The organism is Streptomyces sp. NPDC090077, assembly GCF_044747545.1.
GTDB lineage: Bacteria > Actinomycetota > Actinomycetes > Streptomycetales > Streptomycetaceae > Streptomyces.
In genome coordinates, this window is sequence record NZ_JBIVEG010000001.1 from 335,183 (window position 1) to 357,468 (window position 22,286).

The following is a 22,286-nucleotide window of genomic DNA, read 5'->3' on the forward strand; positions in this document are numbered from 1 at the left end:
TTTCCGTCCCCCCACCCGATTCCGACACCGAGGGAACCGCACGCCATGACAACTGACCGCACTCCGCCGCCCGACGCGCCCGTGGCCGTCGCCGTCCGGGAGGTCCGCAAGCGTTACGGCGACCGCCAGGCCGTGGACGGGCTCTCCCTCGACGTGCGCCGCGGCGAGTTCTTCGGACTCCTCGGCCCCAACGGGGCGGGCAAGACCACCTTCATCGAGATCGTCGAGGGCCTGCGCCAGGCCGACTCGGGCACGGTCGAGGTCCTCGGCCACAGCCCCTGGCCGCGCAACACGGCGCTGCTGCCCCGGATCGGGGTGCAGACCCAGGCCTCGGCGTTCTTCGTCCGGCAGACCGCGCGGGAGCACCTCGCCACCGTCGCCGGGCTGTACCGCAAGGACGCGGCCGCCGCCGACCGGACGCTGGCGCTGGTCGGGCTGACCGAGCAGCGGGACGTGCTCGTGGAGAACCTCTCGGGCGGCCAGCGCCAGCGGCTCGCCATCGCCTCCGCCCTGGTCCACGACCCCGAGCTGATCTTCCTGGACGAGCCGACGGCCGCGCTGGACCCGCAGGCGCGCCGCGACCTGTGGCAGGTGCTGCGCGCCCTCAAGGGCGAGGGCCGCACCATCGTCTACACCACCCACCACCTCGACGAGGCCGAGGCCCTGTGCGACCGGGTGGCCATCCTGGTCGGCGGCCGCATCGCCGCCCTGGACTCCCCGCACCAGCTGATCACCACCGCCGGGGCGCGGGCCAGGCTGCTGGTCCCCGAGGGGCGGATCGGGCGGGCCGAGGCCGCCGCACTGGAGGGGGTGGAGCGGGTCAGCGAGCAGGGCGGCTCGCTGGTGCTGGAGACCTCGGTCCCCGGCAAGGTGCTCCAGGCCGTCGACGCGCTCACCGGGCTCGACGGGGTGATGACCCGCACGGCCACCCTGGAGGACGTCTACCTGGAACTCACCGGCCACGCCACGGCCGAAGGCCACTCCCCCGCACACACCCAGGAGTCCCGCGCATGAGCGCCTACACGGCACTGACCGCGGCCGGATACCGGGCCCAGGTCCGGGACAAGGCCACCCTGTTCTTCACCTTCGCGTTCCCGCTGCTGTTCCTCGTCGTCTTCGGCCTGATCTTCAGCGGCCAGGACGTGGAGCAGAGCGGCCGCCCCTACATCTCGTACATCGCGCCCGGCGTGATGTCCTGGGGCGTCGCCAACGCCGCCGTCTTCGGGATCGCCTTCACCCTGATGCAGTGGCGGCGCGACGACCTGCTGCGCCTGGTCCGGCTCAGCCCGACGCCGCTGACCACGGTGCTGGCCTCGCGCTACGTCCTGGCCCTGGTGATCGGCGTGGTGCAGGCGGCGGTGTTCATCGCGGTCGCGATGCTCCCCGGCTTCGGGCTCGAACTGGACGGGCGCTGGCCCCTGGTGCTGCCCGCGCTGGGGCTCGGCATCACCGCGTTCATGGCCATCGGGGTGATCGTCGGCAACTACGCCAGGACGCCCGAGGCCGTCGCCGCCATCGCCAACTGCATGATGGTGCCGATGGCGTTCCTGTCGGGCTCCTTCCTGCCGCTCGACATGATGCCGTCCTGGCTGCGCACGGTCTCCCAGGTGCTGCCGCTGCGCTACCTCAACGACGCCGCGTCCGGAGCCCTCACCGGCTCCGGCTCGCTCGCCTCGATCGGCATCGGCTGCGCGGCCCTGGCCGGCTTCGCCCTCCTGTTCGGCGGGATCGGGCTGAAGACCTTCCGCTGGAGCAACCAGTCGTGACCGGGACCGCGACGCAGACCGTACGGGCGGCCGCGGCCCCCGACGGCACCGCCCTGGAGGAGGCCCGCCGCCGGCTGGAACGGGCCCTCGCCGCTGCCGCCGCCCCGGGCGCGGCAGCCCCGTACGTGGTCACGCTCGGCGTGCACGACGCCCTCGGGCCGCGCGCCGCCGACCCCTTCGCCGGGGTCCGCCCGGCCGCCACCGTCCACCTCGGCGCGCAGGCCGTGCTGCTGGGCCCCTGGGGCGGCGACGGCACCGCCCCCGCCTGCGGGCAGTGCCTGGCGATGCGCTGGCAGCGGCTGCGCAGCAAGAGCGAACGGGACGCGCTGGAGACCGGGACGGGGCCGCGCACCCCGGTCTCGGACCGGTGGCCGCGGCTGTCGCCGTACGTGCTGGACGCGGTGGCGGCCCTGCACGCCGCCGTGGCGGGCGGGGAGGCGCGGGCGCCGGGGGCGGTGGCCGCCGACCGGGCCCTGCCGCAGGTGTCCCGGCTGGACCTGGAGACCCTCCAGGTCCGTACGTACCCGCTGGCCGCGGACCCGCTCTGCCCCGACTGCGGGCCGCACGCCGCCGCCGCGCCGCAGCCGTTCGTCCCGGCCTCCCGGCCCAAGCCGGACCCGGACGCGCAGCGGCTGCGCAAGGCGTCCTCGTACCCGGTGCCGCGGGAGGCCCTGGCCAATCCGGTGACCGGGGTGCTCGGCGGGGGCACCTGGATCAACGTGACCTCGCCGACCACGGCCCCGGTCGCCGGCAGCGTCTTCATGCGCGGCTACGCGGGGCTGACGGACGTCACCTGGAGCGGGCAGGCCAACAGCTTCTCGGCCAGCCGCGACCTGGCCTTCCTGGAGGGGCTGGAGCGGTACGCGGGCACCCACCGGCGCACCGGCGGCGAGGCGCTCACCGCCTCCTACGCGGAGCTGGGCGACCGGGCCCTGAACCCGGCGGAGTGCGGCTTCTACCCGCCCGAGACCTACCGGGACGACCCCCTGGTGTCGCCCTTCGACCCGGAGCGGCCCATCCCCTGGGTGTACGGGCATTCGCTGCGCGACGACCGGCCGGTGCTGGTGCCGGCCCGGCTGGCGTACTACAGCGCGGGCCTGGCCGCCGACAACTTCGTCTTCGAGTGCTCCAACGGCTGCGCCATCGGCGGCTGTGTGGAGGAGGCGCTGCTCGGGGCGCTGCTGGAGCTGATCGAACGGGACGCGTTCCTGCTCGCCTGGTACGGCGGCCAGCGGCTGACGGAGATCGACCTGGACTCCGTACCGGGGCCCGCGGTGCGGATGATGGTGGACCGGGCGGCCCTCCAGGGGTACGACGTGCACGCCTTCGACAACCGGATCGACCTCGCGGTGCCCGTGGTGACGGGGCTGGCCGTACGCCGTGACGGCGGGCCGGGACTGTACTCGTTCGGCGCGGGCGCGGCCCTGGACCCGGCGTCGGCCGTGGAGGCGGCGCTGTCAGAGGTGCTCACGTACATCCCGCACCTGCCCCGGCAGGTGGCCGAGCGGCAGGGCGAACTGGAGGCGATGTCCCGGGACTTCGGGAAGGTGCTGCACCTCAAGGACCACGCCCAGCTGTACGGGCTGCCGGAGATGGCCCCGCACGCGCGGACCTACCGGGAGCCGCTCGGCATACGGTCCATGGCGGACCTGTACGCGGGCTGGGAGGCCGGCGGCCGGCCGAGGACCGGCGACCTCCGGGACGACCTGCTGCTGTGCGTGCGGGAGTTGACGGACGCCGGGCACGACGTGATCGTGGTCGACCAGACCACGCCGGAGCAGCGGCGGATGGGGCTGAGCACGGTGTGCGCCGTCGTGCCGGGGCTGCTGCCGATCGACTTCGGCTGGTCGCGCCAGCGGGCCCCGTACATGCCCAGGCTGCGGACGGCCGCGATGCGGGCGGGGCTGCGCGGGAGCCCGCTGACGGACGCGGAGGTCCGGCTGGTGCCGCACCCGTTCCCCTGACCGCGCCGGCGGGGGCCCCGGGGGAGTCTCCCCCGGGGCCCCCGCCGTGTGCCGCCGTCCGCCGTGGCGGCATGCCGGATGCCCCGGACCCCTTCCTGCGGGGTCCGGGGCATCCGGTGTCGTGCGGTGCGGCGCCGGGGTGTCAGGCGCTGCAGGAGGTGGTGCTGGTGGTCGAGGAACAGGTCGAGGTGGAGCTGCAGCTCGTGGAACCGGCGAGCACGACCTCGCTGGCGTCCGAGTAGTCCGAGATCTCGAAGGTCTCCGACTCCAGCTCGAGGATCTCGTCGGCGAGCGAGGCGAGCGGCGACTTCTCCATGGGACTCTCCTTCGTTGGGGGTGGGCCGGCCGGTGCGTCGGCGTGGCCGGTTCTGGTGTCCTGGTGCGTCCCGGGGTCCGCGGCCGGTGTGTTCCGGCCGGTTCTCCCTGGCGCACTTCAAGGAAAACAAGTCGCGCCTTCACATCGCCTGTTCATCTCCTGACACTCCTCTGACAGAAAGTGTCAGCGGCCTGACAGTCCCGCCCCGAGCCGGTGCCCGAGCATGGTCGTCATGACCGCCTCCGCCACCGTGCTCCCCGGACTCGCGCCCCTGCTGCGGCCGTTGACGACCCTGTACCTGGACCTGCACCGCCACCCCGAGCTCTCGGGCACGGAGGAGCGCACGGCCGCCCGGTTCGCCGACTGGCTGGAGTCCGCCGGGTACGCGACCACCCGCGGGATCGGCGGGCACGGCGTGGCCGGAGTGCTGCGCCGGGGCGAGGGTCCGACGGTGATGCTGCGCGCCGAGCTGGACGCGCTGCCGGTGCGGGAGGCGACGGGGCTGCCGTACGCGAGCGAGGGCCCGGCGGCGCACGCCTGCGGGCACGACCTGCACCTCGCCGCGGCCGCCGGCACCGCCTCCCTGCTGGCCCGGGCCCTGCCCGGGGCCTGGCGGGGCACGCTCGTGGTCGTGGGACAGCCCGCGGAGGAGACCCTGGAGGGGGCGCGGGCCATGCTCGCGGACGGGCTGTACGAGCGCGTCGGGCGCCCGGACGCGGTGCTCGCGCAGCACGCGGCCCCGCTGCCCGCCGGGATGGTCGCGCACGGGTACGGGCCGATGACCGCCGGGAGCGTGACGTTCCGGGTGGTGGTGCACGGGCGCGGCGGGCACGCGGGCGCCCCGCACCTGACGGTGGACCCGGTGGTGACGGCGGCCCACGTGGTGACCCGGCTGCAGACGGTGGTGGCCCGGGAGGCGGCGCCCTCGGAGCAGGTGGCCGTCACGGTGGGCTCACTGCGGGCCGGCGAGCGGGCCAACGTCGTACCCGACCGGGCAGAGCTGGGGATCACCGTACGGGCGGCCGGGGAGGCGGCGCTCGCGCGGGCGGCGGAGGCGGTCGAGCGGATCGTGCGCGCCGAGTGCGCCGCCTCGGGCTGCCCCCGGGAGCCCGAGATCGTCCGTGAGGGCTCCTCCCCCGTCACCCACCCGGACCCGGCCACGACGGCCGCGGTGCGCGCGGCGCACACGGCGCGGCTGGGGGCGGAGCGGGTGGCCATGTGGCCGCCGTCCCTGGCCACGGAAGACTTCGGGCTGTTCGGCGACGCGGGACGGCCGGTGCACGGCGCTCAGGGGGTGCGGCTCGCCTACTGGATGCTGGGGGTGATCGGGCCGGCCGCCTGGGCGGCCGCTCCCGGGGAGGGCGCGGCGGGCAAGCTGGCGACCCTCCCCGCCAACCACGCCCCGGACTTCGCCCCGGACGTGCGCACGGCCCTGCCAGCCGGGGTGGACGCGCTGACGGCGGCGGCCCTGTCCTGCCTGGCCGGGCCGGACGCCGCCGCGCCGGACACCGCCTAGCCGGCGGCGGGCGAGACGGCGACGCAGCCGCCGGCGGCCGTCAGGGCCTCGCCGGACTGCTCGGCGATGACCTTGCCCTTGTAGGTGATCTTGCAGGTGATCCCGCCCTCGGAGCCGGCCGCCGCGACGGGGAGCACGGTGGGCGGCATGATGCCGCGCAGGGTGACGGTCTTGGTCCAGGGCAGGGACGGGGCGTCCACGGTCTCGTGCTGCGGCTGCGTCGCGGTACCGGCGCCGGCGGCGAAGCTGATGGAGGCCGCACCCGCGCCGGTGACCTCGTAGGTCACCTCGTACTTCTCGTCGACCACCTTGTCGACCTGGTCGACGGCGGCGGACTCGACGGCGGACCCGACGGCGTCGGAGGAGGAGCAGGCCGTCACGGCGAGCAGGAGCGCGGCGGCGAGGACGCCGGTGCGGGCGAGGCGGTGGATGTTCACGGGGTTCCTTCGGAGAAGCAAGCGGACACCCCGTACACAATCGCAAAGTAAAGGTAAAGTCAAAAGGCGGTTCGGGGAGGTACGGCCCACGATGGACACATGAGCGCCCGACGGTACGAGCTGACGTTTCCCGGCGACGACGGGGCGGGCCCGGACACCGTGGTCGTGGAGCGCACCGAGGCGTCCGGTCCGGGAGGGCACCCGGTGTACGCCGACGCCACGGGCATCGTCCGTGCGGAGATCAGCGACCGCGACGAGGTCCGCATGCTCGCCTCCGGCGCCCGGCAGGCCCTGGCCCACCCCACCGGGGCCCGCCCGCTGCCCGAATCCTGAGCGGTACGCGGGAGCCCCCTGCGGGCCGCGGTGAGGCGGCCCGCAGGGGGCTCCGGGCAGGGCGGGGGCGTGCCCCGGGCGGTCAGGCCGCCGCGGGCGCGGCCGGCGTGCTGCTGCCCTCGGGCACCGGACGCGGCCGCGGGTACACGGCCTCCTCCGGGAGCCTCGGTTCCAGCCGCAGCACACCGACGGCCGAGACCGTCGCGCCGGCCGCGAGGACCAGCCACATCGCCAGGGGCGACATCGTGAGCAGGGCGGTCAGGACGGCCGGGGCGAGGGCGCTGGGCACCGCCCAGGAGAGCTGGTACACGGCGAGGTGCCGGCCCCGCGTCTCCTCGGGCGCGGCCTGCGCGCACAGGGCCGACGCGGTGGCCCCGTGCATCAGCTCGCCCGCGGTGAACAGGGCCGTGGCGGCGAAGATGCCGATCAGGATGGCCGTCTTGTCCCCCACCGCGGCGAGCACGGCGAACACCAGGAACGAGGAGGCGAACACCGCCGCGCCCAGGGCCACCGCACGGGAGCGGCGGAAGGCGACCAGGGCCCGGGTGACCGGGATCTGGAGCAGCGCGATCCCGACCGTGTTGACGGCGTAGAGGACGCCCACCAGGGAGGTGGACGCGCCGAGGTCCTGGGTGACGTACGCCGGGATGCCGATCGCGAGCACCGTGTAGCCGAACGCCGTCGGCACGTTGAGCAGGGTCAGGGCGAGGAACGGCCGGTTGCGCGCCACCAGCCGGTAGCCGCCCTTGCGGGAGGTCCGGGCGGCCGGAACGGCCGGCTTCTCGATGGGGATCGACCCGAAGCAGGCGGCCGCCAGCAGGTACCCGGCGGCGGTGCCGATCACGATCACGTAGTAGAACGCGTCGCTGCCGAGGGCCAGGACCCCGCCCGCGGCCAGACCGCCCACGCCCAGACCGGCGTTGCGCAGGCTGCGCTGCGCGGCGAGCAGCTTGTCCCGCTCGGTGCCCTGGACGAACTCGGCGATGAACGACTGGATCGCGGGCGGGTACGAGGTGTCGCCGAGCGCCACCAGCAGGATCACGGCGAACATCGTGTAGCCGTTGTCCACCAGCGGGTACGTGCAGAAGCCCGCGGCCCGCAGCAGGTACCCGCCGGTGACGACGGCCTTGGCCCCGAACCGGTCGATGAGGACGCCCGCCGCCGGGTTGCTGATCAGGCCGATCACGGCCGCGGCCGTCATCAGGGTGCCCACCTGGGTGAGCGGCAGCCCCGTCACGTGGTGGAAGTACAGCAGGGACAGCGGCAGGTACATGCCGGCGCCGGTGGCGTCGACGACCATGCCCAGCATGTACCGCGACTTCGCCGACAGGCGGGCCCCCGTCATGACGCGTCGCCGATCACGCTGTGTTCGCGCACCCACTCGCCCAGCTCGCGCAGCCGGCGCTCGACCTCCGCGCGGGTCGGCCCGGTGCCCACCGCGGCCGCGAGGAAGTCGGAGGAGCCGGAGGCCGGGGCGATGACCTGGCCCTCCTCGGCGTAGAGCCAGAACCCGTCGAGCCAGTCGTGTCCGGGGGCCGCGGGCAGCTCCCGCACCAGGCCGGGCCGCTTCATCATGAGCAGCTGGCCGGCCATGTGGCGCGGCTTCGGCAGGCCGGCGGCGTCCCCGCCCCGGCGTACGGCGGGGTGGAGTTCGTGGCCCGCCTCGGCGCGCACGGCGTACCCGCCGAGGTGCACGCCGAACAGGCTGTGGAAGACCTCGCGGATCTTGGCGCCGCCGGGGCGGCAGGCGATCTCGCACATGACGAGGCGGTCGTCCGGGGTGTGGAAGACCTCCATGTGGAAGGTGTGGTCGCGCAGCCGGGAGCCCTCGGGGGCCAGCGCGGCCAGGGCCCGCTCGGCGAGGTCGAGCAGCCGCGGGGTGACCGGGTCGTCCTCGTCGAGGGTGAGGTCGATGCGCGGGCCGGGGTCGGAGGCGAAGGAAGACAGGTCGTACTGGTACTGCGAGGGCCAGGCCATCGCGACCCGGCCGTCGCGCACCACGCCGTCGACGTGGCACATGCGGCCGGGGACGAAGTCCTCCAGCAGGACGTCGTCGCGCTCGCCGTCGGCGTACACCTCCGTCAGGCACTCCTCGAAGGAGGCCTCGTCCTGGAGGATGCGCAGGCCGACCGCGTTGAAGCCGCTGCGCTCCTTGAAGACGACGGGGAAGCCCTCGGCCGCGGCGAACTCGCGGGCCTGGTCCGCGGTGCGGGCCTGGACCCAGGCCGCGACCTCGATGCCGGAGGCCTGGGCGCGGGTCTTCATCAGCGCCTTGTCGCGGAACGGCATGACGTCGTCGTGCCAGGCGCCGCGCAGTCCGAAGCGCTCGCGCAGCCGCGCGGCGCGCAGCATGTCGGCCTCGTGCAGCGCGGTGACGCCGGTGATGCCGTGCTCGGCGATGAGTGCGGCGGCGCGGGCGTCGACCTCCTCCGCGTCGAAGTCGTCGAAGATCTCCAGGCGGGTGTAGCCGAGGTCGCCGTCCGGGACCTTCTCGCCCGCGAGTTCGATCTTGTCGCGGGCGGCGAGGACGACGATGTCGCCGGTGTGGTCGGGCAGCCAGGAGCGGTAGGGGAACGGCTCCAGCGGGTTGCGGTGCAGGATCAGCAGGTTCTCGCGCGGGGCGATCTCGGACGGCTGCGCGAGGACGGTCTCCCCGTCCGGGCCGGCGAGGGTGATGCGGACGTGCTCGCGGATCACCTCGGCGCCCCGGCGGATCGCCGCGGAGGTGTCCTCGGCGGCGACGGCGATCAGGCCGAGCCGGTCCCAGTTGTCCTGCAGGACCCGCACCTCGTCGCCGGGCTTGGCGCTGGGGGTGACGGAGATGACGCCCTCGGCGGCGCGGGCCTCCTCGATGCCGTCGACGGACTCGACCCGGGTGCCGGGGGTGCCGATCAGGGCGCGGACGCTGGCGCCGCCGTGCGCCCGGGGCCGGTCGGGGAGCTCCTCGACGAGGCCGAAGGGGGCGCCGACGGCGAGGGTGACCAGGTCGACGCCGAAGGCGCTGCGCACCAGTTCGGGGATGGAGTCGCCGCCGATCCGGTTGTGGCCCTCGATGACGCGGGGTCCCTTGGGGGTGAGGCGCACCTCGGTGTGGCAGACCCCGTCGCGCAGGCCCATCACGTCGAGGAAGCCGCGTATGCCGTCGCGTATCGCCTCTTCGTCGGCGTCGGACAGCCGGGCCGGGACCGCGTGGCCGAGCTCCGCGAAGTGGCCGTCGGCGGTGAACTTCTCGGTGACGGTGACGATGACGTGGCGGCCGCCGAAGCTGAAGGACTCCACGCTGAACTCGGGTCCGTGCAGGAACTCCTCCATCAGGAAGTCCTTGAGGACGAACAGCGAGGAGACCCGGTCGGTGCGGGTGCCGGAGAGCCGGGTGACCTCGGCCCAGACCCGGTCCGCGTCCTCGGGGCCCTCGACGCGCATGACGCCGATGCTCGCGGTGGCGTCGACGGGCTTGACGATGAAGGGGAAGCCGTACGCGGCCCCGAAGGCGTCGAGGTCCTCACGGTCCTTCAGGGAGCGTGCTCCGACGGCGTGTTCGGGGTCGTGCTCGGCGACGTAGCGCCGCATGGCGGCCTTGTCCCGGATGCGGGCCGTGACCTCGTAGCCGGTTCCGCCGAGCCCGTACAGGTCGTTGATCCGGCCGGCGTTCTCCAGCCCCGGCTCGGTCAGGGAGACGGCGGCGGCGAAGCCGGGGCTCTCGTGCCAGGCCCGGACCAGGGGTTCGATCTGCTCCCACTCCGTGAAGTCCACGACCTCGACGGCCGCGGCGAGGCGGTTCTGCTCCTCGCTGACCTTGGTGGGGTGCTGGAGCAGCAGCACGCTCAGTCCCAGGTCGTGGGCCTTCCGCACGGTCTCGTCGGTCGCACCGACGAGCAGCAGGGTGCGCTCGGGGTTCATCAGCTCTCTTCTCCCCCTGCTGCCGCAGGGATGTTCGGGCTCGTACTCGGGTGGGAACGGGGGGTGGGGCGGGGCGGGTGGGGCGTCGGCTCAGCTCGGGCCGGGGGTGTCCTCCTGCGGCCACCAGCTGAGGTAGCGCTCGCCGCTGTCGGGGAACACGGTGGCCACGACCGCGTCCGACAGGTCGTGGCGGCGGGCGAGTTCGAGGCAGCCGTACGCGGCGGCGCCCGCGGAGATCCCGACGAGGAGCCCGGAGCGGGCGGCGATGGCGCGCGTGGTGGCGGCCGCGTCGGCGTCCTGGACGGGGATCACCTCGTCGATGAGGTGGATGTCGGTGACGGGGCTGATGAAGCCGCCGTTGAGGCCGGGGATGGCGTGCGGCCCGGCCTGGCCGCCGGAGAGCAGTGCGGAGCCCGCCGGCTCGACGGCGACCACCTTCAGGCCGGGGTTGCGCTCGCGCAGGTAGCGGGCGGTTCCGGTGAGGGTGCCGCCGGTGCCGATGCCGCAGACCAGGTAGTCGACGCGGCCGCCGGCGTCGTGCCAGATCTCGGGGCCGGTGGTCTCGTAGTGGGCGCGGACGTTGTCGGGGTTCTCGTGCTGGCGCGCGTACCAGGAGCCGGGCATGTCGGCGTGCAGCTTCTCGGCGTGCTCGACGCAGGCGGCGAAGCCGAGGGTGTGGTCGGTGAACTCGACGTCCGCGCCCAGCATGCGCAGGGTGAGCACGCGTTCGCGGGAGGCGTTGGAGGGGAGCACGATCAGGCAGCGGTAGCCGCGGGCGGCGGCGAGCGCGGCCAGGGCGATGCCGGTGTTCCCGGAGGTGGACTCGATGACGGTGGCACCCGGCTGGAGGGCCCCGGACTCCTCGGCGGCTCTCAGCATGAAGAGGGCGGCCCGGTCCTTGACGCTGGACAGCGGGTTGGCCGCTTCCAGTTTGGCGAGGACCCGGGCGGTCTCCGGCAGACCGTCGAGCTGGAGCCGGAACAGCGGGGTGCCGCCGACGAGGTCCTCGAATGATGCCGCGATGCGGCGGGTGGTGCGCGCGTGGTTCACGTGCCGACCCCTTTGGTGCTGGACGTGCGGTGGGTCTCTGCAAAGTAGCCAGACCCGGTAGCGCGCGATTGGCGCCCGGCTCGGGCCGGACTCGATTGCCGCTCGCGCGCCGCGTGCGTCCGTGGACCGGGCGCGGCTCAGAGGGAGTCCGGGTCGACCGCCCCGGCCATCGCCCGGTAGCCCGCGTCGTTGAGGTGGAGGCGGTCCGCGAAGGCGAGTTCCGCTTTCAGCTTCTGCGGGTGTTCCGGGTCGGCCACCGCGCGGTCGAAGTCCACCACGCCGTCGTAGGAACCGCTGGTCCGGATCCAGGTGTTGACCTCGTTCCGGACGGCTTCCGCGGCCGGGTTCCAGTACGCGGCGTCGCCGTAGGGCGGGAGGGTGCCGCCGAGGATCCTGACACCGCTGCGGCGGGCCTCGCGGATCAGCTCCCGGTGCCCGGCGATGATCTCCTGGGCGGTGGCCCGGGGGCCGGCCGTGCAGCGGTCCTGGGGCATGTCGGGCTGGATGATGTCGTTGGTGCCCTGGAGGACGATGACCGTGCCGGTGTCCGGGCGGCCGAGCGCGTCGCGGCGGAAGCGGTGCAGGGCGCTCTCCCCGAAGCAGGGCGAGTCGTTCAGGACCTTGTTCCCGGCGATCCCCGCGTTGAGGACGGCACGGGGCCGGCCCTGTCCGGCGAGGCGGTCCGCGAGGGCGTCGGGGTAGCGGCGGTCGGTGCCGGGGGTCGCGCCGAAGCCGTCCGTGAGGGAGTCGCCGAAGGTGACGACGGCCCGGCCCCGGACGCCGCCCTTCACGTCGATCCCGGCCAGGTGGTACCAGGAGAAGCTCTGGTCGCCGGGGGCTGAGAAGGCGTTGCCGGAGGTGTCGCGCAGGTGGTCGCCGGCGGCCCGGTAGGAGGTGCCCATGGCCACGTTGTGGAAGGTGGCGGGGCCGGTGGGGCCCTGGAACCACAGGGTGACGGTGACCTGTTCGAAGGCCTTGACGGGCAGGGCCACCGCGTCGCTCGCGAGCGTTGCGCCCGCCGGGACGGCCGCCGTGGCGGCGCCCCCGAAGCGCAGGGTGCGTACGGAGCCGGGCAGGACGGCGGCGCCCCCGGCGCTGCGGGCGACGGTCGCGCCGGTGATCCGCAGCGGGGTCTTCCCGTAGGCGTTGGTGAGGCGGACGCGCAGCTCCGTGCCCTCGGCCCCGGCCCGGACCACCTGGCGCACCGACTGGTTGCGGAAGCCCTCCTCGGACCAGTTGGGGAACCAGTCGGTGTGCGTGGGGGCCTGCGGGGAGGCTCCCCAGGCGCTGTGCCAGGGGGTGGTGCGGGCCGCTGCGGGAGCGGCCGCGGTGGTGGTGCCGGCCACGGCCAGGAGGGCGGCGGCGAGCGGGACGGCGAGGGCGGTCTTCTTCGTGGTCATACCCCCCTGACCCGGCCCGCCCGGCGGATGTGACGGGCGGGGCGGGTGCGTACGTGTGGGGCCGGTCACACGGCGGGGGTTCCTTCCGCGGGGTCGAGCTTCCTGCGCCGCCGGGCGATGGAGCCGGGGTCCCAGCCGGGGCGGGGCACGGAGGCCAGCAGCAGCCGGGTGTACGGGTGCCGGGGCGCCGTCAGCAGCTCGGCCACGGGCCGGTGTTCCACGGTCCGGCCCCGGTACATGACGAGGGCCTCGTCGCAGACGTAGCGGACGACCGCCAGGTCGTGGCTGACGAAGACCAGGCCGATGCCGGTGTCGCGCCGGATGTCGGCGAGCAGGTTGAGCACCTGGGCCTGTACGGACACGTCCAGGGCGGAGACCGCCTCGTCGAGGACGAGCACGGCGGGCTCCACCGCCAGCGCCAGGGCGATGGCGGCGCGCTGGCGCTGGCCGCCGGAGAGCCGGCGGGGCGGGGCGGCCGCCTCGCGGTCGCCGAGGCCGACCCGGGCGAGCAGGTCCCGTACCCGGGCGGCGCGCGCCGCCGGGTCGCGGGAGCCGTGCAGCCGGAGCACCCCGTCGAGGGCGGTGCCGACGGGGAGCCGGGCGTCCAGGGAGAGGTAGGGGTCCTGGAAGACGATCTGGACGGCCTTGGCACGGGCCAGCCGGGCCGCCCGGCCCCGGACGGAGCCGGCCAGGGGGCTGCCCTGGACGAGGATCCGCCCGGCGTCGGGGCGTTCGAGGCCGACCAGCATCCGGGCGGTGGTGGTCTTTCCGGAGCCGGACTCGCCGACGATCCCGAGGGCGCCGCCCGGCGCCAGCGAGAAGGTCAGCCCGTCGACGGCGACGACCTCCGTCCCGCGGGTCCGGTACGTCTTGTGCAGCCCGGTGACGTCGAGGAGCGGGGCCGGGGGCGGGGTGGTCATCGGGCCTCCGCGGGGGTGAGGGCGGCTTCGCCGAGCCGGTGGCAGGCGGCGGCCGCCGCCGGGCCCCGTTCCCGGAGCGGCGGCGGGGACTGCTCGCAGCGAGCCGGGTCCACGAAGGCGCAGCGGGGTGCGAAGGCGCAGCCGGGCGCGGCTTCGAGCAGGCCGAGGGGGGTTCCGGGGACGGGGACCAGGCGGCGGGGCGGGGCGGGGTCGAGCGGCGGGGCGGAGCCGATGAGGCCGGCGGTGTAGGGGTGCCGGGGTGCGGTGAGGAGGTCGGCGGCGGGAGCGGTCTCGACGATGCGGCCGGCGTACATCACGTAGACGCGGTCTCCGACGGAGGCGGCGAGTTCGATGTCGTGGGTGATCAGGAGCAGGCCGAGGCCGTGTTCGCGGCGGAGCCGGTCCAGGAGGGCGAGGATCTCGGCCTGGGTGCTGACGTCGAGGGCGGTGGTCGGCTCGTCGCACAGCAGCAGGCGGGGTTCGGCGGTGAGCGCGGCGGCGATCACGACGCGCTGGAGCATGCCGCCGGACAGCTCGTGGGGGTACTGGTCCAGGTGCCGGACGGGGTCCGGGAGGCCGACCGCGTCGAGGAGTTCGGCCGCCCGGGCGCGGGCCCGGGCCCTGGACCGGCGGTGCACCAGGCGCAGGGACTCGGTGAGGAAGTCCCCGACGCGCCGCACCGGGTTCACGGCGGCCCTGGGGTCCTGGTAGATCATCGCGGCCTTGGCGGTGCGGACCTCGCGCAGGGCCTCCCGGCCGGCGCCGACGAGGTCGGTGCCGTCGACCCGGACCCGGCCCCGGACCTCGGCGCCTGCGGGGAAGAGCCCGAGGGCGGCGCGGGCGGTGACGGACTTCCCGGAGCCGGATTCGCCGACGAGCACGACGGTTTCGCCGGGGTCCGCGTACAGGCTGATGCCGTCGAGGAGGGGGCGGGCGGTGCCCGGGAGGGTGATGTGCAGGTCCTCGTACCGGAGCAGTGTCATCGGGGTTCCCTTCCGGCGAGGCGGTCGCCGAGGTTCTCCCCGACGGAGGTGAAGGCGACGACCACGACGACGACGGCCACGGCGGGGACGACCGCGGACAGCGGTTCGCCCTGGAGCACGGCGGCCTGGCCCTGGTTGATCATCGCTCCCCAGTCGGGGGTGGGCGGCTGGACGCCGAGGCCGAGGAAGGAGAGCGCGGCGAGGTCGAGGAGCGCGTACCCGAAGTTGACGGTGCACTGGGCGAGCAGGGTCGGGGCGATGTTGGGCAGCAGGGCGCGCACGGTGGTGAAGAGCGCGGAGTGCCCCTGGACCCGGTAGGCGGCGATGTAGGGGCGGGCCTTCTCCTGGAGGGCGAGGCCGCGCACGAGGCGTGCCGTGTACGGCATGTAGGCGAGGGCCATGGCGATGACGGGGGCGGTCGTCCCCTTGCCGAAGAGGGCGACGGCGAGGATGGCCAGGAGGAGGGCGGGGAAGGCGAAGAGGACGTCGAGGACCCGGCCGGCGACGCGGTCGGTGCGGCCGCCCCGCCAGGCGGTGAACAGGCCGACGGCCACGCCGAGGACGGTGGAGGAGACGACCACGGCGAGGGGGCCGGCGAGGCTGGTGCGGGTGCCGGCGATCAGGGCGGACAGGGTGTCGTGGCCGCCCTGGTCGGTGCCGAGCCAGTGGCCGGGGCCGGGGCCGAGCAGGGTGTCGCCGAGCCGGCCGAAGGTGGGGTCGTGGGGGGTGATCCAGGGCGCGAGCAGTGCGACGAGCACGAACAGGGCCAGGAGCAGGGGGCCGGCCGCGCGCAGCGGGTTCTTCCCGGGGGCGTTCACCGGGCTCCCCCCGCCGCGGCCGTGCGCGGGTCGATCAGCGGCAGCAGGAGGTCGACGAGGGCGTTGACCACGACGAAGGCGGCCACCACCAGCAGCACGATCGCCTGGACGACCTGGAAGTCCAGCTGGTCCACGCACTGCACGAGCAGGGAGCCGATCCCGGACATCCCGAAGGCCGTCTCGACGATGGCGGTGCCGACCAGCATGCCGGAGACGAGGAGCGCGGAGACGGTGACGACGGGCCCGAGGGCGTTGCGCAGCACGTGGCGGCGGATCACGGTGGCCCGCGGGACGCCCCGGCTGAGCGCGACCTCCACGTGCTCGCGGCGCAGTTCGTCCAGCATCGCCGAGCGGGTCACGCGGGTCACCAGGGCGGTGAAGGTCACGGACAGGGCGACGGCGGGCAGCAGGACGTGGTGGAGCCGGTCGAGCACGCCGCTGCCGTTGCCGATGACGGGGAACCAGCCCAGCCGGACGCCGAGCACGGAGCGCAGGAGCAGGGCGACGACGAAGGCGGGTGCGGCCGCTCCGACCGTGACCAGCAGCATCAGCGTGCGGTCGGTGCGGGATCCGCGGCGCAGCGCCCCGAGGGCTCCGGCGGCGACGCCGACGGACCCGATCAGCAGCGCGGCGGTGCTGACGAGGAGGAGGGAGGAGGGCAGCCGGGACCACAGGAGGGCCCCGACGTCCTGCTGGAAGAGGTGGGAGCGGCCGAAGTCGCCCTGGAGGACCCCTTCCAGCCAGTTCCAGTAGCGCAGCAGGAAGGGCTGGTCGAACCCGTACTGGTGGCGGATTCCGGCGAGCTGCTCGGGGCTGGGGCTGCGGCCGCGCACGAGGAAGGCGGCCGGGTCGCCGGGGGCGAGGTAGAGGGAGGAGAACACCAGGAAGGAGGTGACCAGGAGGGTGGTGGCCATGGCGGCGAGGCGGCGCAGCACCCGGCCGGTCCGGCCGAGCACCGCCGTGAGGGCGGCCGGGCCCGTCATCCTCTGGCTCCGATCTCGGCCGCCCACGGGTAGTAGAGGTAGGCGATGGACGGCCGGACCCCGGTGATGCGGTTGCCCAGGAAGACGCTCACGGGCTGGGTGTAGAGGGGCAGCCAGGGCAGTTCCCGCAGGGCGATGCGCTGGGCCTCGGCGTTGGCGGCGGCGTGCCCGGCGGGGTCCTGGGCCGCTCCTGCCCGTTCCACGGCGGCGTCGAAGGCGGGGTCGGACCAGCCGCCGTAGTTGCTGAAGTTGCCGGTCTGGAGGGAGCCGTACATGTCCAGCGGGTCGGTGATGGAGGTGTACCAGAAGGTGAGGAAGAGGTCGATGCCCTCGCGGGCGGCGGGGTCGGTGAAGAGCGTGGAGTACTTCTCGGCGGAGAGGGTCTCGATGCGCGGCTTGAGCCCGATGGCGGTGGCGGCCTGGGCGACGGCCTGGGTGATGATCGTCGTCTGGGAGTCCACGGCGCTGGTGGCGAGGACGACCTCCTGCCCGGAGACGCCCGCCTCGGCGGCGAGGGCCTTGGCCTTCGCGGGGTCGTAGGGGACCTCGGGGACGTCCTTCAGGACGGACTCGCGGATGCCGTCGGGTGCCCCGCTCCAGAGGTTGTCGGTCACCAGGGAGTGGGCGACCTCGCCGACGCCGCCGGCGCCGGCCTTGACGATGCCCTCCCGGTCGGTGGCCATCAGCAGGGCCCGGCGGACCCGGGCGTCGCCGAGGGGGCCCTTGAGGTCGGCGACGATCTCGTCGGCGACGGTGGTGTTGCGGCCGAAGTAGAGCGTTCCGGCCCGGCCGGAGCGCAGTTGTCCGTAGGCGCCGGCCGGGACCATCCAGCCGCCGTCGACCTCGCCGCTGCGGAAGGCGTCGACCCGGGTGGCGGGGTCCGCGAGGAAGACGAACTTCACCTCGCCCGACCTGGCCTTCAGCTCGGGGTTCCAGTAGCCGTCGAACCGCTTGAGGGTGAGGGACTGGCCCGGGGTCCAGGAGCCGAAGGAGAAGGGGCCGGTGCAGTTCACGCCGGTCTGCGGGTTCCCGTAGTCCTGGCCGGCCCTGGCGAGGGTGGCGGCGGACTCCACCGTGCCGGGGGCCGCGGCGAGGTACTGGTTGAAGGTGGAGTCGGGCCGGGCGAGGGTGACGGTCACCTCCATGTCCCCGGTCCGGTCGACGGAGGTGACGTTGCGGTGGGTGGAGGCCCAGACGCTGGCGGTCCCCGGGTCGAGGTTGCGGCGCAGGGAGGCGACGACGTCGTCCGCGGTCAGGGGCGTGCCGTCGTGGAAGCGGACTCCGGGGCGGATCGTGTAGACCCAGGTGGTGGGGGTGGGGTTGGCGTACGAGGAGGCGAGGTTCGGGGAGGTCGTGAGGTCGGGGTTCCAGCGCAGCAGGCTCTCGCAGACGTTGGCGAGGATCTGGTTGGGCGGGAAGTCGAAGGACCGGGCGTAGTCGATGCTGGTCGGCTCGGCGTACGTCGACCAGGTGAAGGCGTCCAGGTCGCCGGCGGGGGCGGGGGTCCGGTCGGTGAGCCGTGCGGGGTCCGGCGCGTCGGGGCGCGGCCCGGCGGTGCCGCTGCACGCGCCGGTGAGGAGCAGGGCGGCGGCCGTGAGGCCGGCGGCCAGGGTGTGCCGGGCGCGCCGGGCGCGTCCGCTGCCGGGGAGGCCGGCTCTCGGTCGGGGTGTGGGCATCGTCTGCCTCCGTGAGGGGTGGGCGGGGATCTGCCGGTGGGGCGGGCGGGGGTTCAGCCGGCGGCGATGTGGACCGGTTCGCCGTCGACGTAGGTGCGGAGCACCCGTACGTCGCCGATCTCCTCGGCGGGCAGGGCGAAGGGGTCGCGGTCGAGCACGGCGAGGTCCGCGTACTTGCCGGGCTCGACGGTGCCGGTGACCTCGTCGAGGTGGTTCACCCAGGCGCTGCCGGCGGTGTAGGCGGTCAGGGCCTGGGACAGGGTCAGGGCCTGCTCGGGGAAGAAGGGTTCGCGGACCCCGCCGGGGGCGGGGGCGCCGGCCTCGCCGTCGGGGACGGTGCGGTTGACGGCGACGTGGACGCCCCACAGCGGGTTGGGGCTGCTGACGGACCAGTCGCTGCCGGCCACCAGGCGGGTGCCGGCCCGTGCGAGGTCGCCGAACGGGTACTGGAGGGCGGCGCGCCGGGGGCCGAGGAAGGGGATGGTCAGCTCGTCCATCTGGGGTTCGTGGGCGGCCCACAGCGCCTGGATGTTCGCGGCGGCGCCGAGCCGGGCGAAGCGGCCGATGTCGTCGGGGTGGACGACCTGGAGGTGGGCCAGGTGGTGGCGGTTGTCGTTGGCCCCGTTGGCCGCGAGGGCCGCCTCCAGTGCGTCGAGGACCTCGCGTACGGCGCGGTCGCCGAGGGCGTGGAAGTGCAGCTGGAAGCCGGACCGGTCGAGGATCCGCACCGCTTCGCGCAGGAGCGCCGGTTCGACGAAGCTGAGCCCGGAGTTGGCGGTGGCGCAGCCGCAGCCGTCGAGGTAGGGCTCCAGCATGCCGGCCGTGAAGTTCTCGGCGATGCCGTCCTGCATGATCTTCACGCTGGTGGCGTTGAAGCGGCCGGCGCGGCCGCCCCGGCGGCGCTCCTCGATCTCGGGGATCTGTTCCAGCCCCCGCTCGCGGTCCCACCACAGGGCTCCGACGACCCGGGCCTTCAGGGAGCCTTCGCGGGCGGCGCGCAGGTAGACGCCGTAGTTGTCGGGCTGGGCGGGGAAAGCGCCGATCATGGCGTCCTGCCAGGCGGTCACGCCGAGGGAGAAGAGGTGCCGCTGCGCGGCGAGCAGGCCGGCGTGCGCCTCGTCGGGGGTGGCGCCGGGCACGTGGCGGGCGACCAGTTCCATGGCGCCCTCCTGGAGGGTGCCGGCCGGGGTGCCGTCGGGCTCCCGCTCGATCCGGCCGTCCGCCGGGTCGGGGGTGTCCCGGCCGACCCCGGCGCGTTCGAAGGCGCGGGTGTTGGCCCAGGCCCCGTGGCCGTCGCGGTTGGTCAGCAGGACGGGCCGGTCGGGGACCACGGCATCGAGCATGGCCCGGGTGGGGGTGCCGCCGGGGAAGGCGTCCATCGACCAGCCGCCGCCGCGGATCCAGTCCGCCCGGGGGTGCTCTCCGGCGTATGCGGCGACCACGGCCAGGTACTCGTCGGCGGAGCGGGCCCCGCTCAGGTCGCAGCCGAGCATCTGGACGCCGGCCACCACCGGGTGGACGTGGGCGTCCTGGAAGCCGGGGAGCAGCAGGCCTCCGGCGAGGTCGACGACCTCGGTGGCCCGGTCGGCGAGGGGGCGTACCTCGCTCTCGTCGGCGACGGCGAGGATCTTCCCCCCGGCGACGGCGACGGCCGCCCGGACGGGGGCCCGGGAGGTCCCGGTGAAGACCTTCCCTCCCACGAAGACGGTGTCGGCCCGCTGACTGCTGCTGCCCATCGCGCATCCTCCGGCTCGGCGGGCGGGGCCCGCTCGGCGTGCTGAATGAGGAGGAGTGAACGGCAGCGCAACACTGTTGTCAACGGTGTTGCGCTCACCCTGTGCCGGATCGATACACTGGCCGCACCATGCCGAAGCCACCCGACACCCCCGGCCGTTCCAAGCGGGCCGGAAGCCAGCTCACCCCCGAGGCGATCATCGACGCGAGCCTGCGCATCGCGGCACGCGGCAGCGCGGACGCCTTCACGGTCCGCCGCCTCGGCGAGGAGCTCGGCGCCGACCCCACGGCGGTCTACCGCCACTTCCGCGACAAGGACGAGCTGCTGCTGTCCGTCGCCGACCGCACCCTCGGCGAGGTGCTCGCCGGGATCCCCGAGGGGCTCGGCTGGCAGGACCGGCTGCGGGCGCTGGCCGCCGGATCGCTGGAGGTCGCCCTCAAGTACCCGGTGGTCGGCTCGACCATGGCCAGCCGGACCACCCGCCGGGCCAACGAGTTCCGGGTGGTCGAACTGATCCTGGGGGCGGTCCGGGAGGCCGGGCTCGAAGGCGCCGAGGCGGCCGCGCACTACCGGATGGTCGGCGACTCCATCCTCGCCTGGGTCGGGCAGCGCGCCGCCTACCTGCTGTTCCCGCCGGACGTGCGGGAGGCGGACGAGGCCTCCTGGAGCCGCGAGTACCGGCTGGTCGACCCCGGCGGCTTCCCGAACATCACCCGGCTGAGCGGCGAACTCGCCGGGGTGACCGAGGAGGAGATCTTCCGTCTCCGGGTCGAGGCGCTGATCACCGCGATCGAGGAGCGGGCCCGGGCGGCCGGCGGAGCGTAGTCCGGCCGGCCCGGCCCGGGGTCCGACGGGCCGTCAGCGGCGCAGGCCCGCCAGCTTGTCGGGGTTGACCTGGATGCGGATGTTGCGCATGAGGCCGTCCTCCAGGTCGTAGGTGAGCGAGCCGATCGGCTCGTCCCCGACCAGGGCGAGGACGCTGAGCTCGCCGTTGATGACCGCCGGGACGACGGTGACCCCGGCCATGGCCGGCTTGGCGAGCACCCCGAGCAGGAAGCGGCCCACGTGGTCCGCGCCGTACAGCGGCCGGCGGCCCGCGGTGACCTTGCCGCCGCCGTCGGACCAGGCGGTGACGTCGGGGGCGAGCATCGCCAGGACCTCGTTGAGGTCTCCCCCGGCGCAGGCCTTCAGGAAGCGCTGGGTGATCTGCTCGCGCTCCGCGGTGTCGGAGTCGAAGCGCTGGCGGCGCTCGGCCACGTGCTTGCGGGCCCGGTGCGAGATCTGCCGGACCGCCGGCTCCGGCCGGTCCAGGAAGCCCGCGATCTCGGCGTGCGAGTAGCCGAAGACCTCGCGCAGCACGAACACGGCGCGCTCCACGGGACTCAGCGTCTCCAGGACGACCAGCATCGCCGTGGAGACGCTCTCGGCGAGCTCCTGCTCCTGCGCGACGTCGGGTTCGGTGAGCAGGGGCTCGGGCAGCCAGGGACCGACGTACTCCTCCCGGGTGGCGCGGGCGGAGGTGAGCCGGTTCAGCGACAGGTTGGTCACCGTGCGCACGAGGTACGCCTTGGGGTGGCGGACCTCCGAGCGGTCGGCCTTGTTCCAGGTCAGCCAGGCGTCCTGGACGATGTCCTCGGCGTCGCTGACGGTCCCCAGCATGCGGTAGGCGGTGGCGAACAGCAGTCTGCGGTGTTCGCCGAACGGGTCCGTTTCGGGTTCGGTCGTGATCACCGTTCGATTCTGCCCGGCGGACGGCGCACGCTGCCACCCCCGGCCCGCGGCATGTCAGTTGGCGGTGCGGCGGCTCACTCCCCGCCGGGGACGGCGTGCACGCCCACCACGGCCGCGCGCCCCTCGGTACGGACCACGCAGGCCGGGGATTCCCGCAGCAGGGCGGCGTCGTGGCGGCCGAGTTCGGTGCGGACGGCGGGGAGTTCCGGGCGGTGGAGGGTCGCCGGGCCGTCCAGGGCCACGACCAGCAGCGTCTCGCCCGGCAGCGCCCGGAGGACGAGTTCGCCCCGTACGACGGCGCTGCGGGCCCGGACCCGGTCCCGGTGGTACATCACGTTGAAGTTCACGACGGGTCCGCCCAGCAGCCGGCAGTCGGTCGGCCGGTCCCCGGGGAAGTACCGGGGCGCGTACCGCTCGTCGACGAGGTGCCGGTCTCCGCCGACCGTGAGGTCCATGCCCGCACCCTCGGCCAGGGTGAGGATCCGGTCGACTCCGGGGAAGGACGAGAAGGGCCCGTCCGTCTCCACCTCGGCGAGGCTGACCCGCCAGGCGAAACCGGCCGTCCCCGCGTCCTCGGGCCAGGCCGCGATCTCGCGGGTGACCCCGCCGCCGTTCTTCCACGGTGCGGCCGCCCGGCCGGCGGCGCGCAGGATCCGGATCTCGGCGGGGCCGGGCATGGCGGGGTTCCTTCCCTCGGGTCCGTACCGCCGGGCCGGCGGTACGGACCCGGGCGGTGTGGGCCGAGCCTATCCGGAGGG

Annotated in this window: 20 protein-coding genes; 6 read left to right on the forward strand and 14 right to left on the reverse strand. The window is 74.5% G+C overall.

Annotated elements, in window-relative coordinates; genetic code table 11:
• Window positions 1-45: 45 nt before the first annotated feature.
• From ACIPW5_RS01460 to ACIPW5_RS01470, 3 genes are read left to right on the forward strand one after another with little or no spacing between them, the layout of a single operon-like run.
• Window positions 46-1,014, forward strand: a complete 969-nt coding sequence (locus ACIPW5_RS01460; RefSeq protein ID WP_401238756.1) for an ABC transporter ATP-binding protein — start codon at window positions 46-48, stop codon at window positions 1,012-1,014.
• Window positions 1,011-1,766, forward strand: a complete 756-nt coding sequence (locus ACIPW5_RS01465) for an ABC transporter permease (protein WP_401238758.1) — start codon at window positions 1,011-1,013, stop codon at window positions 1,764-1,766. The genes ACIPW5_RS01460 and ACIPW5_RS01465 overlap by 4 nt, the downstream gene beginning before the upstream one ends.
• Entirely contained in the window at window positions 1,763-3,730 is a 1,968-nt protein-coding gene (locus ACIPW5_RS01470) for a TOMM precursor leader peptide-binding protein (protein WP_401238760.1), read from the forward strand. Before ACIPW5_RS01465 ends, ACIPW5_RS01470 begins: the two co-directional genes overlap by 4 nt.
• Window positions 3,731-3,872: 142 nt before the next feature.
• Here the strand turns inward: ACIPW5_RS01470 and ACIPW5_RS01475 are convergent, their stop codons facing one another.
• A complete protein-coding gene (locus tag ACIPW5_RS01475) occupies window positions 3,873-4,046 on the reverse strand; it encodes a thiazolylpeptide-type bacteriocin (protein WP_007268044.1) in 174 nt (57 codons plus the stop codon).
• Window positions 4,047-4,278: 232 nt separating this feature from the next.
• On the opposite strand from ACIPW5_RS01475, the gene ACIPW5_RS01480 reads away from it, so the two are divergent.
• Window positions 4,279-5,562, forward strand: a complete 1,284-nt coding sequence (locus tag ACIPW5_RS01480) for an amidohydrolase (RefSeq protein ID WP_401238763.1) — start codon at window positions 4,279-4,281, stop codon at window positions 5,560-5,562.
• On the opposite strand, the gene ACIPW5_RS01485 is transcribed toward ACIPW5_RS01480, so the two are convergent.
• Window positions 5,559-5,993: an MmpS family transport accessory protein gene (locus ACIPW5_RS01485; RefSeq protein ID WP_401240052.1), complete on the reverse strand. Its 435-nt coding sequence runs from the start codon at window positions 5,991-5,993 to the stop codon at window positions 5,559-5,561. The two genes, ACIPW5_RS01480 and ACIPW5_RS01485, sit on opposite strands and share 4 nt — an antisense overlap.
• A 105-nt stretch (window positions 5,994-6,098) precedes the next feature.
• On the opposite strand from ACIPW5_RS01485, the gene ACIPW5_RS01490 reads away from it, so the two are divergent.
• On the forward strand, window positions 6,099-6,332 hold the full coding sequence (locus tag ACIPW5_RS01490) for a DUF6296 family protein (RefSeq protein WP_401238765.1): 234 nt from the start codon (window positions 6,099-6,101) through the stop codon (window positions 6,330-6,332).
• Between the two features lie 82 nt (window positions 6,333-6,414).
• Here ACIPW5_RS01490 and ACIPW5_RS01495 read toward each other — a convergent pair whose 3' ends face one another.
• The 10 genes from ACIPW5_RS01495 to ACIPW5_RS01540 all read right to left on the reverse strand — a co-directional run bounded on the left by ACIPW5_RS01495 (window position 6,415) and on the right by ACIPW5_RS01540 (window position 19,798).
• The gene (locus ACIPW5_RS01495) at window positions 6,415-7,677 is read right to left on the reverse strand and encodes an MFS transporter (RefSeq protein ID WP_401238768.1); all 1,263 of its coding nucleotides are present in this window, start codon (window positions 7,675-7,677) and stop codon (window positions 6,415-6,417) included.
• Window positions 7,674-10,232: an ATP-grasp domain-containing protein gene (locus ACIPW5_RS01500; RefSeq protein ID WP_401238770.1), complete on the reverse strand. Its 2,559-nt coding sequence runs from the start codon at window positions 10,230-10,232 to the stop codon at window positions 7,674-7,676. The genes ACIPW5_RS01495 and ACIPW5_RS01500 overlap by 4 nt, the downstream gene beginning before the upstream one ends.
• A 90-nt stretch (window positions 10,233-10,322) precedes the next feature.
• On the reverse strand, window positions 10,323-11,282 hold the full coding sequence (locus ACIPW5_RS01505; protein WP_401238772.1) for a PLP-dependent cysteine synthase family protein: 960 nt from the start codon (window positions 11,280-11,282) through the stop codon (window positions 10,323-10,325).
• 137 nt (window positions 11,283-11,419) lie between these two features.
• The gene (locus tag ACIPW5_RS01510; protein WP_401238774.1) at window positions 11,420-12,682 is read right to left on the reverse strand and encodes an SGNH/GDSL hydrolase family protein; all 1,263 of its coding nucleotides are present in this window, start codon (window positions 12,680-12,682) and stop codon (window positions 11,420-11,422) included.
• A 65-nt stretch (window positions 12,683-12,747) separates the two neighbouring features.
• Complete coding sequence (locus ACIPW5_RS01515) at window positions 12,748-13,602, reverse strand: ABC transporter ATP-binding protein (protein WP_401238776.1); 855 nt, start codon at window positions 13,600-13,602, stop codon at window positions 12,748-12,750.
• Window positions 13,599-14,585: an ABC transporter ATP-binding protein gene (locus ACIPW5_RS01520; protein WP_401238779.1), complete on the reverse strand. Its 987-nt coding sequence runs from the start codon at window positions 14,583-14,585 to the stop codon at window positions 13,599-13,601. The genes ACIPW5_RS01515 and ACIPW5_RS01520 overlap by 4 nt, the downstream gene beginning before the upstream one ends.
• Window positions 14,582-15,403, reverse strand: a complete 822-nt coding sequence (locus ACIPW5_RS01525) for an ABC transporter permease (RefSeq protein WP_401238782.1) — start codon at window positions 15,401-15,403, stop codon at window positions 14,582-14,584. Before ACIPW5_RS01525 ends, ACIPW5_RS01520 begins: the two co-directional genes overlap by 4 nt.
• Window positions 15,400-16,386: an ABC transporter permease gene (locus ACIPW5_RS01530; protein WP_401238785.1), complete on the reverse strand. Its 987-nt coding sequence runs from the start codon at window positions 16,384-16,386 to the stop codon at window positions 15,400-15,402. The genes ACIPW5_RS01525 and ACIPW5_RS01530 overlap by 4 nt, the downstream gene beginning before the upstream one ends.
• Window positions 16,383-18,062 carry an ABC transporter substrate-binding protein gene (locus tag ACIPW5_RS01535; protein ID WP_401238787.1) on the reverse strand — a complete coding sequence of 560 codons (1,680 nt, stop codon included), beginning with the start codon at window positions 18,060-18,062 and terminating at the stop codon, window positions 16,383-16,385. The genes ACIPW5_RS01530 and ACIPW5_RS01535 overlap by 4 nt, the downstream gene beginning before the upstream one ends.
• Window positions 18,063-18,115: 53 nt before the next feature.
• Window positions 18,116-19,798 carry an amidohydrolase gene (locus tag ACIPW5_RS01540; protein WP_401238789.1) on the reverse strand — a complete coding sequence of 561 codons (1,683 nt, stop codon included), beginning with the start codon at window positions 19,796-19,798 and terminating at the stop codon, window positions 18,116-18,118.
• Window positions 19,799-19,926: 128 nt separating this feature from the next.
• Here ACIPW5_RS01540 and ACIPW5_RS01545 point away from each other — a divergent pair, with 128 nt between their 5' ends.
• The gene (locus tag ACIPW5_RS01545; protein ID WP_401238791.1) at window positions 19,927-20,622 is read left to right on the forward strand and encodes a TetR/AcrR family transcriptional regulator; all 696 of its coding nucleotides are present in this window, start codon (window positions 19,927-19,929) and stop codon (window positions 20,620-20,622) included.
• Between the two features lie 33 nt (window positions 20,623-20,655).
• Here the strand turns inward: ACIPW5_RS01545 and ACIPW5_RS01550 are convergent, their stop codons facing one another.
• Together ACIPW5_RS01550 and ACIPW5_RS01555 are read right to left on the reverse strand one after the other, a co-directional pair.
• Window positions 20,656-21,528, reverse strand: a complete 873-nt coding sequence (locus tag ACIPW5_RS01550; RefSeq protein ID WP_401238793.1) for an RNA polymerase sigma-70 factor — start codon at window positions 21,526-21,528, stop codon at window positions 20,656-20,658.
• A 74-nt stretch (window positions 21,529-21,602) separates the two neighbouring features.
• Window positions 21,603-22,205, reverse strand: coding sequence for a HutD family protein (locus ACIPW5_RS01555; protein ID WP_401238795.1), 603 nt, complete (start codon window positions 22,203-22,205; stop codon window positions 21,603-21,605).
• Window positions 22,206-22,286 lie beyond the last annotated feature (81 nt).